General features: G+C 64.9%; 8 protein-coding genes. All 8 read right to left on the bottom strand.

Features of this window, described 5'->3' with window-relative positions; genetic code table 11:
* Positions 1–1,686, bottom strand: a complete 1,686-nt coding sequence (locus AC3A6F_RS01695) for a bifunctional metallophosphatase/5'-nucleotidase (protein WP_487678236.1) — start codon at positions 1,684–1,686, stop codon at positions 1–3.
* A 204-nt stretch (positions 1,687–1,890) separates the two neighbouring features.
* Positions 1,891–5,310: a TonB-dependent receptor gene (locus AC3A6F_RS01690; RefSeq protein WP_487678235.1), complete on the bottom strand. Its 3,420-nt coding sequence runs from the start codon at positions 5,308–5,310 to the stop codon at positions 1,891–1,893.
* Positions 5,311–5,821: 511 nt separating this feature from the next.
* Complete coding sequence (locus AC3A6F_RS01685; protein WP_487678234.1) at positions 5,822–7,315, bottom strand: adenosine deaminase; 1,494 nt, start codon at positions 7,313–7,315, stop codon at positions 5,822–5,824.
* Between the two features lie 72 nt (positions 7,316–7,387).
* Positions 7,388–8,692, bottom strand: a complete 1,305-nt coding sequence (gene guaD / locus AC3A6F_RS01680) for a guanine deaminase (protein ID WP_487678233.1) — start codon at positions 8,690–8,692, stop codon at positions 7,388–7,390.
* Entirely contained in the window at positions 8,692–9,681 is a 990-nt protein-coding gene (gene xdhC / locus AC3A6F_RS01675) for a xanthine dehydrogenase accessory protein XdhC (protein ID WP_487678232.1), read from the bottom strand. The genes guaD and xdhC overlap by 1 nt, the downstream gene beginning before the upstream one ends.
* Positions 9,678–12,002 carry a xanthine dehydrogenase molybdopterin binding subunit gene (xdhB, locus tag AC3A6F_RS01670; RefSeq protein ID WP_487678231.1) on the bottom strand — a complete coding sequence of 775 codons (2,325 nt, stop codon included), beginning with the start codon at positions 12,000–12,002 and terminating at the stop codon, positions 9,678–9,680. The genes xdhC and xdhB overlap by 4 nt, the downstream gene beginning before the upstream one ends.
* Positions 12,003–12,012: 10 nt before the next feature.
* Positions 12,013–13,476, bottom strand: a complete 1,464-nt coding sequence (gene xdhA, locus AC3A6F_RS01665; protein WP_487678230.1) for a xanthine dehydrogenase small subunit — start codon at positions 13,474–13,476, stop codon at positions 12,013–12,015.
* A gap of 131 nt (positions 13,477–13,607) precedes the next feature.
* Positions 13,608–14,555, bottom strand: a complete 948-nt coding sequence (puuE, locus tag AC3A6F_RS01660) for an allantoinase PuuE (RefSeq protein WP_487678229.1) — start codon at positions 14,553–14,555, stop codon at positions 13,608–13,610.
* Between the last annotated feature and the right edge of the window lie 31 nt (positions 14,556–14,586).

The following is a 14,586-nucleotide window of genomic DNA, read 5'->3' as shown; positions in this document are numbered from 1 at the left end:
TTAGTTGACCTTGACGATACGCGGCGTGGCCGGAGCAACGGCGGGGCCCTGCCCTTCGATCTTCTTCAGGTAAGCGATAAAGCCGTCCAGGTCGCGCAGCCCGGTGTCGACACGCGCCGTGCCCTTGCCGAACTCCGGATAACCGTCGCTGCCTTCGGCCAGGAAGTTATTGGTGGCGATGCGGTAGGTGGCGCCGTCGTGCATCTGTTTGCCGTTCAGCTTGAGGCTGCCCGGCACCAGGCGGCTGCCCGCCGGACGCTTCGGGTCCCAGGCATAGCTGAAGCCTTCGGAAATCTGCAGCACCGACGAATTCGAATCGACGCCGTCGGCCCACTGGCGTTCCAGCAGGGCGCGGATCTGGGCGCCGGTCAGGTCCATCACGACCGTCGTGTTGCCGAACGGGAGCACCACCTGGACCTGTCCAAAGGCCACCATACCGTCCGGGCCGGCCTCGAGGTCGCGGCGGATGCCGCCATTGTTCATGAAGGCCAGTTGCGCGCCCATGTCGCGGACCGAATCGAGCGCCGCATCGGCGATCATATTGCCCAGCACCGACTCGCCGGCATCATTGGTCTTGCGCAGCACCGGCGCACCGGCCACCCTGGCGATCGGACGATTCAGCGCTTCCTTGCTGCGCTCCTTCACCTGCGCCACGAAGGCCGTCATCTTCGCGTCCGCCGGGTACTCGCCCGGCTTCATCACCACGTTCTTGACGACCAGGTTGCTGACCGCGCCCGTCTTCGGCTCGACCTGCATCGACACGCGCGTCAACAGGTGGCCGGCGGTGTCGGCCTGGGTCACGGTGCGGCCTTCGACGTCGCACAGGTAGCCCTGGTGCGAGTGGCCGGTCAGCACCAGCTTGACCGACGGGTCGATCTTCTTGACCACGTCGACGATGTCGCCCTTGAGCTGCGAGCAGCCCGCCTGCAGCGGCGACTCCACCGTGCGGCCGCCCTGGTGCACCAGGGCCACGATGACCTGGGCGCCGGCTGCGCGCATGGCCGGCAGCGCGGCATTGATCGCCTCGGCCTCGTCGCCGAAGCGCAGACCGGCGATGCCCGACGCCACGACCATGTTCGGCGTGTCCTTCAACACCACACCGACCAGGCCGACCTTGATGCCCTTGACGTCTTCGATCCTGAAGCCCGGGATGACCGGCTTGCCGGTGGCCGAGTCGATCACGTTGGCGCCGAGGTAGGTGAATTTGGCGCCGCCGAAGTTCGGGGTGAACTTGCACGCCTTGGTGGGATGCGGCGAATCGCAGCCGCCGTTCTGCTGGCGCAGCAGTTCCTTGCGGCCGCCGTCGAATTCATGATTGCCGACCGCGCTGGCGCGCAGGTTCAGCATATTCATCACTTCGATGGTCGGCTCGTCGGCCCACAGCGACGACAGCGCCGGGCTGGCGCCGACGATGTCGCCGGTCGACACCAGCAGCAGATCCTTGTCTTCCTTGCGCCAGGCCTGCAGGGCCGCCGCCACGGCTTCGGCGCCGCCGGCGCGCATGACTTCTTCCTTGCCATCCGCATGCTTGAGGACGTAGCGGCTCGGCTCGAGGTTGCCGTGGAAGTCGTTCAGCGACACGAGATTGAGGGTCACCGGGCCCTGGGGCGCGCTGACGCAGCCGGCCAGCAGCAGCGCCATGGTGAGGGTGGAAAGACTGGCGCATGCGCGGCGCGAAACGATCATGGGAACACCTTTACTGGATGCGGACCGGCGCGAACGGCGGGTCCGGAAAAAACGGAGCTCGAGCAAACTCGACAGCCAACATTATCCCATGCAGCTTGTATGCAGGAAATCCTTACGGCTGCTGGGATTCTGGTTTTTTACAAGAAAAAACGGCCGGTGTTTCCACCGGCCGTTCTTGACTAGCTCATGCGACGAATTCGATGCTTAGAATTCGTACTTGAGGGTCGCCTGGATCGCCCACTGCGACTCGCCCTTCGACTGCTTCAGGTCTTGACGCTCGACGTCGTTACGCACGACGTAGACGTAACGGCCTTGCGCATCGGTACCTGCGAAGTCGACGAAGCTGCGTGCCTGGCCACCGTTGGACTGGAACGCGACTTCTTCGGTACGGCCCCACTTCTTGTTCAGCAGATTGCCGAAGTTCATGAAGTCAAGGGTGAAGGTCGCCTTGTTGCGCTTGAACAGGCCAGGAATTTCCTGGCTGATGCGCAGGTCGAAGGTGTTGACCCATTCCGAAGTGCTGTTGTTACGCTTCACGACACCACCAGCGGCGCCATGCAGGCCCTTGTTGGCGTTGACGACGTCCCAGAAACGCTGCTCGTTGGCCTTGTTGGTCGCGGTGTCGCCGTAGAACACGACTTCGCCGGAACCGAACGCGGTCGGGATGTACATCAGGTCGTTACCGGCCAGGTTGTCACCGTTCATGTCGTTGTTAAACGTCCAGCTGTACGGACGGCCTTCACGACCTTCGTAGAAGATGCCGAAACGCGTGTTGTAGTTGTCGAAGAACTTCTTCTGGAAGTTCAGCAACGCGTTCACACGGTTCTTGATGGCGTAGCTCGAGGTCGCGGCGACTTCTTCGTTCGGGTTGAACACCGAACGGCCATTGAAGTTCGAGTTCGACACCGACGAGGTCAGCGGCGAGACTTCGGTCGCATCGGTGTAGGTGTACGACACCGACCAGCCGAGGCCCTTCTGCATTGGCTGCGACAGCGACATGGTGATCACTTTCGCGTCGCCCTTGTCGGTATCGCGCGCCACCAGCACGTTGTTGTAGCTGCGGTTGCTCAGTGCGCGGTTGGTTGCGCCGCTGTTGCTGATCAGGGTCGCTGCATTGTTCGACACACCATAGCTCGCCTGGTTCAGGCCGGCTGCGTTCCAGAAAAGCTGACGGCCATCGGCGCCGCCGATTGCGGTCGGTGCGCCCAGATTCAGGTGCTCGTAATAGATAGCGTGCTTGTTCTTGGTGTACAGCAGCTCACCGCCGAACACGAGACCGCCCCATGGCAGTTCGGTATCGAAGGCCAGGTTGGTTTTCCAGATCGCCGGCTGGCGGAAGTTTGGATCCAGGAAGTCGACGTTCGCGGCAGGCACGGCGCCCGACACGTTCGGCTGGTTGTCCGGATCCGTGCTGATCAGGCCACCGGTGGTTGGGCAACGGGTTGCGCCGACGCCCGAGCAGCTGATGGTCGCAGCGGCGACGCCAGGATTCGAGAACGGGTTCGACATCCAGACGGCAGCAGCAGCGCCCTGGAACAGGCCGAAACCGCCGCGCAGCTGGGTCGGACGCGGCGCCTTGTCGAAGCGGTAGTTGAAGCCGAAACGCGGCTGGATCAGGTCGGTGCCGTCGATGGTCCGGGTGTTGTCCAGACCGAAGCCGCCCGACTGGCGCGCGCCGGTTGCCGGGTTGCCTGCGACCATAGGCTGGGCCGCTGCGGCGTTGTACAGCGGACGGTTGCCGATGTCGTTACGGTCGTAACGCACGCCGTAGGTCAGGGTCAGCTGGTCGTTGACGGCCCAGGTGTCCTGCAGGAAAAGACCGGTGTTCTTGGTCTCGAACTGGGCGATCGCGTCCTCGATCGATGCGCCCGGCAGGGCGCGCTGCACGCTGTAGCTCAGCGGACGGCCACGACGGAAGTTCTCGAGCACGGCGGCTTCGACCTGCGCGTTGGTGGCGCGGGCGCAGCTCGGCAGCGCGCCGAAGCTGTAGAAGTTCGCATCGGCCGAATCCAGGCAGGCGAAGGTGTATTCGCCGAACACGCCTTGCAGGAAGGCGTTGTAGATCTCGGTCTTGGTGTGGTCGACACCGAACTTGATCTCGTGATCGCCCTTGATCCAGTTGGCGCCGGCGTACAGGTCGGTGGTCTTGTTGCCCAGCACGTTGTTGTGACGGCTACGCTCGGTACCGAAGTTCAGGAAGCGGTTGCCGCTGGCCAGGCCGGCCGGCGCGTCGGCCGGCAGCGCGCCGGAGAACTGCAGGGCCATCGATGGCGTACGGGTTGCGTTGACCGGGGCCGAATCGTAGTCGCGGGTCGAGTACTTGAACTCGGTCGAGAAGTTCGGGGTCCAGTCCGAGAACACCTGGGCGACGACGGTCTCGATTTCCTTGCCCTGGTTGTAGAAGCTCGACGACAGGCCGACGCCGGTGTTCGAGAAGCCAGGGAAGAACGGCTCGCCCTGGGTGGTCTTGGCGTAGCGCAGGTTGGCGCGGTGGTCGTCGGTGATGTTCCAGTCGAACTTCACCATGCGCTCTTTCGAGGTCAGCATGGCGCCGGTCGGGACGGCCGGGGTGCCGATGTCCAGGCCATAGCCCTGGGCGATCTGCTGCGCGCCGGCGATGGACGACTGGGTGATGCCGACCGTGGTGCCGGCGCCGGAACCGATCGGTCCGAAGTCAGGGCTCGAACGCGAGCTCTCGAAGTTTTCGGCCAGGGCGAAGATGAACAGCTTGTCCTGGATCAGCGGACCCGATGCCCAGATACCCTTGGTGGTTTCCTTCGACTTCGGCGGTTCGCTGTACTTGTCGGTGACCACGTCGTAGCGGTCGCCGGCCATGGTGTCGTTGCGGAAGACGTAGTAGACGCCGCCCTTGTAGGTATTGGTGCCCGACTTGGTCACGGCGTTGATGTTGGCGCCGGTGTAGCCTTTCTGGGTGACGTCGTAGTTGGCGACGTTGACCTGCACCGACTGGATCGCTTCGATCGAGATCGGCTGGCGTGCGGTCGGGCTACCGTTCGATTCCAGGCCGAAGGTGTCGTTGATGGCGACGCCGTCGATGGTCATCGAGTTGTAGCGCGAGTTCTGGCCGGCGACCGAGATTTCACCGCGGTCCTTGTCGGTCTGCGACACGCGCGGGTCGGCGCGGGCGTAGTCCTGCAGGTTGCGGTTGATCGACGCCTGGGTCTGCAGCTGGGTGTTGCTGATCGAGGTGCCCGCGCCCATGTTGTTGCTCGAGAAGACTTCCGAACGAACAGCCGAGCCGGCCACGGTCACGGTCTGGATGCCGACGGTCGCGTCGACGGTCGCGGTCTGCGCCAGCTCGACGAAGACGTCGTTGCGCGTCTCGGTGACGCCATCCTTGGTGATGGTAATGGTGTAAGGACCACCCACGCGCAGGCCGCGTGCGGTGTAGCGGCCTTCGGCGTCAGTGACGACATTGCTGACAGAACCCGACTCGACGTGCAGGATCTGCACTTGTGCGCCGGCGGCTGGTGCGCCGGCAGCGTTCGAAATACGGCCGCCGATGGCCGAAGTGGTGTTCTGTGCGAACGACGGCGCAGCCGCCAACGCAACCGACAAAGCCAGCGCCAACTTGGTGAGCCGGATCTGTTGTTGAGTGATCATTGATTACCCCAAAAAGAACTTCAATTTATTGTTGGACGCCCGGGCGGACGCCCTCCCCTACGATTTACAACTTGAATTTTTTTGCTTATGCGGCAGCGCTTCAGCCGGCAAGCGGCTGCGATTGTATCGTTACAATGTTTCAACAAAGTGACACGGCGGAGTGATGAAATACAGCGGAATGCCGCCAATATGCATGAGCTTTGAACAAGCCGACAAATTCGATTTGGCTTAGCTATTCAGAGCTTTTACATATAAATCACCGCCCAAGTGTTGTCTGTACGCGACATAATCGGAGTCCTGCCGGCCGGAATATGACAAGGCGGGATTATATGTGCGGCGTTCTCCAGCGGAATTTTTTTGATAAAAATTCCGTGGAAGTGCGTAGGGAACGAAGATTTTTGTAGCGAGAAGGCGACATAAGTTAAGTTTGCATTAACTTATAACCAAAAAGTCACCGGGGAATTATGACAAGGTAGCGGCCCGGCGGGCGCCGGGCCGTGGATGTCACACTTTATTTGCCGCGGACCGCCGAGGCGCCGAGCGCCGCGATCTTTGCTTCGAATTCCGTGTAACGTTGATCCAGCTGCCGAGTCAGTCGTTGCTTTTCCGCCACGGGCAGGAAAGCGTAACGGATGCTGTTGTAGGACGCCTTCTTCACTTCCGCGTAACTCGGCTTGAACTGGCTGGCGAACTGCATGTATTCATGCGATAGCGTGTGGCGGGTCACGCCGGTGTCGTCGGTCGAGATCACGTAGGGCACGCCATACTTGCGGTACAGGTTCAGCGGATGGTTCGTGGTCGACACGCCGTTGATGAAGGCATTCGAGGTCAGGTTGATCTCGACCGGGATGTCCTTCTCGCGCATGGTCTTCATGATGCCCGGGGCATTCGCCTCGTGCGCCAGGTCCAGGCCGTGGCCGATGCGGTCGGCGCCCGCCACCGCCAGCGCCTGGTCGATGTGGAACTTCAGGCCTTCCGGCGGCACGTCGCCCAGCGCCAGTTCGCCCGCGTGCATTGCCACCTTCACGTCCGGGTAGACCGACTTCAGGAAGCGGAACATCTTCATGTGCAGGGTGTAGTCGCGCATCGAGACGTGGGTGCTTTCCTGGCCCACGATGTTCAGGCCGACGACGCGCCCGCCCTTGGCTGCCGCCTTGAAGCTCGACACCATGGCCGAAAATACCTGCGACGGGTTCAACAGGCGCAGCGTGTAGTTCTGATAGCGCATGGTGAAGCGCTCGTCGTCGATGCCCTCGGAGGCGGCATGGATCTGCTGGACGAAGTCGTCGATCGACTTGTTGAAGGCGGCGTCCTGGTCCAGTGCCTTGAGCTTGGCCCGCAGCGCATTGTCCAGCGCCTTGTCGTCCCTCACATTGGCCCAGGCCTGGCTATCGAAGTCCGGGTTGGCGATGAAGGGCGACAGCAGGAACATCGTCTCGATGTAGCCGACATTTTCCGCGATCGCGCGCCCCTTGATCTCTTGCAGGCCTTCGCGCAGGTTGTCGTTGGCCACCGGGCCGAAGTAGCCGAAGCTCTGGAAGAAGCGCTGGTCGGGCGCCGGCTGCAGATTGGTGTGGTTGTGGAAATCCTTGTTCGACCAGCGCTTGGCCACTTCGCGCCAGGTGTCTTCGTCGGCCCGTACATCGGCGCCCGACTTGCAGGTGCGCTGGGCGGCCGGCCGCGCGAGTTCACGCGCCACCACGGCCTTGTCGGTTTCGATGCGCCAGGTCTGCGTGTTGATGCAGAAGCCCTGCTTGTCGACGAATTCGGTATAGGTCTCGGCATACACCGAACCCGAATAATGGTGGTGCAGGTCGCCGCCCTTCGGCATCTGGGTGAAGAACATCGTCAGCTCGGACAGTTTCGGCTGCTCGCCCGCGATCAGGCTTGCGTAGTGGCGGGCGGTGGCCGCTTCATTGGCGTTGGCGGCGGGCTCCTTGGCCCAGGCCGGGGCGCCGGCCACGGCCAGCGCCAGCAGCGCGCTGCCGGTCAATGTCTTGTGCATAGTGTGCTTTCTGGGTGAATATTGAATCGCGCCACTCTAACTGCTCCGTTCACCATTGGCAATATTGCCAAATCAACGTTGGTGCACCTTGCGTCCGCCCGAGTACGTCGCGGCGATCGTGCGGTCGTCTCCCAGCAGCGCCAGCGCGAACAGCAGTTCCTCCAGCGAGTCGCAGTGACCCGTCCTGCGCGCCAGCAGCGGCGTCGCCTCGCGGTCGAGCACCACGAAGTCGGCTTCCAGGCCGGGCTGGAAGCTGCCGATCGTGTCTTCCAGGCGCATGCTGCGCGCCGCGCCCAGGGTGGCGAGGTAGAACATGCGCAGCGCCGGCAGGTAGCTGCCTTTCAGGCGCGCCACCTTATAGGCTTCGTTCATGGTCTGCAGCATCGAGAACGAGGTGCCGGCGCCGACGTCGGTGCCCAGCGAGAGCAGCGCGCGCGCGCTGTCGGCGCGTTCGAAGTCGAACAGGCCGCTGCCCAGGAACAGGTTCGAGGTCGGACACACGGCGGCGGCCGACCCGGTGGCCGCCATGCGCGCGAAGTCTTCGTCGTCGAGCCAGATGCAGTGGCCGAACAGCGCGCGCGGACGCATCAACCCGAAGCGTTCGTACACATCGAGATAGCTGCGCGCCTGCGGGAACAACTCTTTCACCCAGGTGCACTCGTCCTTGTTTTCCGAGACGTGGGTCTGGATGAAGGTGTCCGGGTGGCGCGCCGCCAGCTCGCCGGTCAGGCGCAGCTGGACGTCGGTCGAGGTCGGGGCGAAGCGCGGCGTGATCGCATACAGCGACCGTCCACGCTTGTGCCATTTATTGATCAGGTCTTCGCTCTGGCCCAGGTCGCCCTCGAGGTCGCGCAGGAAGTCCGGGCAGTTGCGGTCCATCAGCACCTTGCCGGCCACCATGCGCAGGTTGCGCGCTTCGCTGGCCTCGAAGAAAGCGTCGACCGATTGCGGATGCACGGTGCAGTACACCACGGCGGTGGTGGTGCCGCAGCGCAGCAGCTCGTCCAGGAAGAATTCGGCGGTCGCGCGCGCATGCGCCGGGTCCTCGAAGCGGCGCTCGCTCGGGAAGGTGTAGGTCTCCAGCCAAGGCAAGAGGCCCGGCGCCGGCGAGGCGATCATGTCGGTCTGCGGGTAATGCAGGTGGGTGTCGATGAAGCCGGGGGCGATCACCTTGCCACGGTAGTCGACCGGCTCCAGGCCGGGCGGCAGGGTCGGCGCCAGCGCGGCGTAGTCGCCGGCGGCCCTGATGCGGCCATCGTCGACGACCAGCAGGCCGTCTTCATGCCACAGCGCGGCCTGGTCGTCGAAAGCCGGGTCGGCGCGAAAGTGCAGCAAGCTGGCACGGTAGGCTTGCAGATTGGGTGATGCGGTGGACATTACGAGAGTTCCGGTTGTTCTTCAGGGTGGTGAGCGGCTTCCCACACGGACAGCAGCTGGGCCGCGACAGAGGCGGCGATCACGGCCGGGGCCTTGCCCTCGATGCCGGGCAGGCCCACCGGGCACACCATATCGTTGATGCGCGCGGCATCGATGCCGCGTTCGCGCAGGCGCGCCTCGAACTGGCTGCGTTTGGTACTCGATCCTATCAGGCCGAACCATTCCTTGCTTGAGCGAGACAGAATTGCGTGGCACAGGCGCAGGTCGAGCGCGTGGCTGTGAGTCATGACCAGGAAGCTGGTGCCGGGGGCGGCTTTTTGAACCAGTGCTTCCGGGGTGTCGGTCGCTTCCACCGTCACATTGGCGGGGATGTCGGCCGGGAACAGGTCGTCGCGTTCGTCGACCCAGCTCACGCGGCATGGCAAGGGCGCCAGTGCGCGCACGATGGCAGCGCCGACGTGGCCGGCGCCGAACAGCATCAGGTGGTCGCGCGGCGCGAGGATGGCGTCGAGCATCCAGCGGCGACCGCCCTCGCCTTCGACCACGCGTGTGTCGCCTTGCGCTGCAAGGGCTGGCGTCGTGACCGCACCGGCGAGGCGATGGCCCGCTTCGTCGAGCAGCGTCCATTCGCTGGCGCCGTCGAGGGCGACCAGGCGCCAGGTATCCTGGTGGCGGCGCGCGCGCAGGATGTCCATCTGCTCGACTTCCATGCGCTCGAATGCAAGCCAGGCCACGCCGCCGCAGCACTGGCCCAGGCTTGGACCAAGTGGAAAGCGTTCGAAGCGGCGCGCTTCGCCCAGCTGCAGCATGGTGCGGGCGATGTCCAGGGCGCGGTGCTCGAGGTGGCCGCCGCCGATGGTGCCGTCGAAATCCCCGGCCCGCACCAGCATCTTCGCCCCCGGCTCACGCGGCACCGAGCCTTTCACGGCCGCGACCGTGACCAGCATGGCGGCCGTGCCTGCGTGCGGATGAAGCCAGTCGTTCGTCATGCGCGCGCCGCCTCGACAAAAGCGATCGCATCCAGGATCTCTTCCGACGTCGCCGGCGCGCTCAAAGGCGGATTGATCTGGTGATCGCCCACGCTCGAGATGGCGTCGCGGATCGCAAAGAAAACCGAGAACGGCAGCAGCAGCGGCGGCTCGCCGACCGCCTTCGAGCGGTGGATGCTGTCCTCGACGTTGGCATTATCGAACAGACGCACGCGAAAATCCTCCGGGCAATCCGAGACGGCCGGGATCTTGTAGGTGGACGGCGCATGCGTCATCAGTTTGCCGGCAGGGTTCCACCATAGTTCTTCCGTCGTCAGCCAGCCCATGCCCTGGATGAAGGCGCCTTCGACCTGGCCGATGTCGATCGCGGGATTGAGCGAGCGGCCGGCGTCGTACAGCGCATCCACGCGCAGCAGTTTCCATTCTCCGGTAAGCGTGTCGACCACGACCTCCGACACCGCAGCGCCATAGGCGAAGTAGGAGAACGGCCGCCCGGTCATCGTCTTCGCGTCCCAGTGCAGGCCGGGCGTCGCATAAAAACCGTCGGACCACAGCTGCACCCGCGCCAGGTAGGCTTTCGCCACCAGTTCCTCGAACGGCAGCGCCAGGCCGGCGACGAACACGGTCCCGGCCGCGAAGCGCACTTCGCTCGCCTGCCCGCCGTACTGGCTGGCGGCGAAGTCGGCCAGGCGCGCACGGATCTTGCCCGCCGCATCCTGGGCCGCCTTGCCGTTCAGGTCCGCGCCGGTGGACGCCGCCGTGGCGGACGTGTTGGCGACCTTGGACGTATTGGTGGCGGTGGCGCGCACCCGCCCCAGTTCCACGCCCAGCTCATGCGCCACCACCTGCATTACCTTGGTGTTGATGCCCTGCCCCATCTCGGTGCCGCCATGGTTGACCAGGATGGAACCGTCGACATACACGTGCACCAGCGCGCCAGCCTGGTTCAGGTGGGTGACGTTGAAGGCGATGCCGAACTTGAGCGGCGTGAGCGCCAGGCCCTTCTTGAGCACCGGGCTGGCGCGGTTGTAGTCGCCGATCGCCGCGCGCCGGGCGCGGTAATCGCTGTCGGCTTCGAGCTCGGCGAGCAGCTCGGGGAGCACGTTGTCGACGATTTCCTGGCCGAAGGGCGTGACGTTGCGTTCCGTCTTGCCATACAGGTTCAGGCGCCGGACGTCGAGCGCATCGCGCCCGAGCTTGCGCGCGATCTCGTCGATCACGTACTCGATGGCGATCGCGCCCTGCGGTCCACCGAAGCCGCGAAAAGCCGTGTTCGACTGGGTATTGGTCTTGCCGCAGGCGGCGCGGATCTCGACGTCGGACAGGTAATAGGCATTGTCGAAGTGGCAGACGGCGCGCGTGGCGACGGGGCCCGACAGGTCGGCCGAGTAGCCGGCGCGGGTGACCATGTCCACCTTCGCCGCCAGGATGCGGCCCTCGTCGTCGTAGCCGACCTGATACTCGTAGTGGAAGCAGTGGCGCTTGCCGGTGACCAGCATATCGTCGTCGCGGTCGGCGCGCAGCTTGACCGGGCGGCCCGTGCGCACCGCCGCGATGGATGCCGCCGCCGCCCACAGCGCCGACTGCGATTCCTTGCCGCCGAAGCCGCCGCCCATGCGGCGGCACTCGACCGTCACGTGATGCGAGTGCAGGCCCAGCGCATGCGCCACCACGTGCTGCATCTCGCTCGGGTGCTGGGTCGAGCAATACACGTGCATGCCGCGGTCTTCGCCGGGGATCGCATAGGCGATCTGCCCTTCGAGGTAGAACTGTTCCTGGCCGCCCACGTGCAGCTCGCCCTTGACGACGTGGGGCGCGCGAGAAAAGGCCTGCGCCGCATCGCCGCGGGCCAGGCGCATCGGCGGCAGCACGTACGATGCGGCGGCGCGCGCCGCCTGCGGCGTCAGAATGGCGGGCAGGTCGTCGTAATCGACCACGGCCAGGCGCGCCGCACGGCGCGCATTGTCATGGCTGTCGGCGACGACGATGAAGATCGGCTGGCCCACGTACTGGACCAGGCCATCGGCCAGGATCGGATCGTCGTGGACGATCGGTCCGCAATCATTCAGGCCGGGAATGTCGGTCGCCGTCAGCACCGCGACCACGCCGCGGCTGGCGCGCACCGGCGCCAGGTCGATCCCGTTGACGCGCGCATGCGCGCGCGCCGAGAGGCCGAGGGCCGCGTGCAGGGTGCCGGCCAGTTCCGCGATGTCGTCGGTATAGGTAGCCTGGCCGCGCACGTGCAGCTCGGCGGATTCATGCTTGCGGGCGCGGCCGACTTCGGCCCAGGCATCCACGCGGTTCAAGCCTGCATCGTTCATGATCAATCCCTCACAGGCTGGCAAAGGCGTTGACGGCGCTGGCCGGCAGCGGATTTTCCGGGCGCGTCTCCAGCCAGAAGCGGTGCAACAGGTTTTGCGCGGTGCGCATGCGGTAGCTGCCGGAGGCGCGCGCGTCGCTCAGCGGCGCATAGTCGCGCGTGAGCGCCGCCATAGCCGCGCGCAGCGTGGCCTCGCTCCAGGCCTGGCCGCGCAGGACGGCTTCGGCTTCGTGCGCGCGCTTCGGCGTGGCCGCCATGCCGCCGAAGGCGATGCGCGCGTTGACGATGGTGTCGCCGTCGAGCGTCACGGCAAAGGCCGCGCACACGGCCGAGATGTCCTGGTCGAAGCGCTTGGCGAGTTTATAGGTACGGAAGCGCAGCCCAGCGGCAGGCAGCGGTACGCGCACGGCTTGCACGAATTCGCCAGCGCGCAGGTCTTTCTGCTGGTAGCCCAGGTAAAAATCTTCGAGCGCCAGCACGCGCGTGCCCTCCATGCTGCGCAGGACCACCTGGCTGCCCAGCGCGATCAGCCACGGCATCGAATCGCCGATCGGAGAACCGTTGGCGACGTTGCCGCCGAGAGTGCCGGCGTTGCGGATCGGGAGCGACGCAAAGCGCTGCCACAGCTCGGACAGTTCGGCCGGATAGCGCTCGCACAGCGCCGCGTAGGCATCCTGCAGCGATACGCCGGCGCCGATCTCCAGCATGCCGGCATCCTCGCTCACCGTCTTGAGTGCCTCGACCTGGCCCAGGTAGATGACGTCGTCCAGCGTACGCAGCTGCTTGGTAACCCACAGGCCGACGTCGGTCGAACCGGCCAGCAGCACGGCATCAGGGTGCGCGGCGCGCAAGGCCACCAGCTCGTCCAGCGTGCGCGGCACGTGGAAACGCTGGCCGTGGGCCGTGTAGCTGAAGCCGTGGCTGCGCTGCAGGCCGCGCAGGCGCTCGGCCAGCGCATGTTTATCGAAAGCAACAGGCGGAAGTTCGACCATGCGGCGCGCGGCATCGATGATGGGACGGTAGCCGGTGCAGCGGCACAGATTGCCGGACAGCGCATCGTCGATCTCGCAGCGCGCGGGCACACGGCCCTCTTTTTTGAGGTACATGCCCCACAGCGACATGGCAAAGCCCGGCGTGCAGAAACCGCACTGGGAACCGTGGCACTCGACCAGCGCCTGCTGCACCGGATGCAGCGCGCCGTCGGATGCGGCCAGGTCTTCGACCGTGAACAGGGCCTTGCCGTCCAGCGTCGGAGTGAACTGGATGCAGGCGTTAATGGACTTGAGTGCAAGGTGGCCGTCTTCCAGCGAGCCGACCACCACAGTGCAGGCGCCGCAGTCGCCTTCGGCGCAGCCTTCCTTGGTGCCCGTGCAGCGCAAGTCCTCCCGCAGATGCTGCAGGATGGTTTGCGTCGGCGGCGCCTCGCGCAGTTCGCGCACCTCGCCACGGAAGAGGAATCGGATCGGTTCTGACATGCCTGTCTCGGAGTGGAACTTTATTGTTCGCCAAGGGCGGAAGGCTACCATCCGGCAGCCCTACTCATATCATCAACTTCTGATATTGATTATCATCAATTTCTAATATATCAGGCGCGCGCTTTCACTCGTCATTCCACGTAAGGATGCACCGCTTTCCAGTGATTGGCGATATCGATGCGGCGCGTCACCCAGACACGGTCATGCTGCATCACATAGTCGAGGAAGCGCGCCAGCGCCGCCGTCCGCCCGGGCCGCCCCGCCAGGCGGCAGTGCAGGCCGACCGACAGCATCTTGGGCCGGTTTAGGCCAGCGGGGTCGCCTTCCGCATAGAGCACGTCGAAGGCGTCCTTCAGGTAGTCGAAGAACTGGGTGCCGGAATTGAAGCCCTGGGCCGTGGCGAAGCGCATGTCGTTGGTGTCGAGCGTGTATGGCACCACCAGGTGCGGCGTGCTGCGCACGGCGCCATCCGGCCCGGCCGCCTCGACCCGCTGCCAGAACGGCAGGTCGTCGCCGTAATGGTCGGCGTCATAGGTAAATCCCCCATGCTCGACCACCAGCCGGCGCGTATTGGGCGAGTCGCGTCCCGTGTACCAGCCCTGCGGCGCGGCACCAAGCAGGGAACGCATGATCTCGACGGCCTCTTTCATGTGCGCGCGTTCAAGCGCCTCGTCGACGTTCTGATAAGAGATCCAGCGCAGGCCGTGGCAGGCGATCTCGTGCCCGAGTTCACGAAACGCGGCGACGGCCTCGGGATGGCGCTCGAGCGCCTGCGCCACGCCGAACACGGTCAGGGGCAGCCGGCGCTCCTCGAACAGCCGCAGCAAGCGCCACAGGCCGGCGCGCGAGCCGTATTCGTAGAGCGACTCCATGCTCATGTGGCGCGCCGGGAAGGCGCTGGCGCCGACGATCTCGGACAGGAAGGTTTCGGAGGCCGGGTCGCCGTGCAGCACGCAGTTCTCGGCGCCCTCTTCGTAGTTCAGGACGAACTGCAGGGCGATGCGCGCACCGCCGGGCCAGCGCGCATGCGGCGGATTGCGGCCGTAGCCGGCCAGGTCGCGCGGATAGGAAGCTGCCATGGCGTCCCTTTACAAGGAAGAATACGTCCGA

This window comes from Massilia sp. Soil_C_3, assembly GCF_057657035.1.
Note: the sequence above shows the minus strand (reverse complement) of the source record. Positions and strands in the feature narration are given on the sequence as shown.

Coding starts and splice junctions, on each gene's coding strand:
- xdhB (WP_487678231.1), bottom strand. CDS start 12,002: ATGAACGATGCAGGCTTGAACCGCGTGGATGCCTGGGCCGAAGTCGGC.
- AC3A6F_RS01695 (WP_487678236.1), bottom strand. CDS start 1,686: ATGATCGTTTCGCGCCGCGCATGCGCCAGTCTTTCCACCCTCACCATG.
- guaD (WP_487678233.1), bottom strand. CDS start 8,692: ATGTCCACCGCATCACCCAATCTGCAAGCCTACCGTGCCAGCTTGCTG.
- xdhA (WP_487678230.1), bottom strand. CDS start 13,476: ATGTCAGAACCGATCCGATTCCTCTTCCGTGGCGAGGTGCGCGAACTG.
- AC3A6F_RS01690 (WP_487678235.1), bottom strand. CDS start 5,310: ATGATCACTCAACAACAGATCCGGCTCACCAAGTTGGCGCTGGCTTTG.
- puuE (WP_487678229.1), bottom strand. CDS start 14,555: ATGGCAGCTTCCTATCCGCGCGACCTGGCCGGCTACGGCCGCAATCCG.
- AC3A6F_RS01685 (WP_487678234.1), bottom strand. CDS start 7,315: ATGCACAAGACATTGACCGGCAGCGCGCTGCTGGCGCTGGCCGTGGCC.
- xdhC (WP_487678232.1), bottom strand. CDS start 9,681: ATGACGAACGACTGGCTTCATCCGCACGCAGGCACGGCCGCCATGCTG.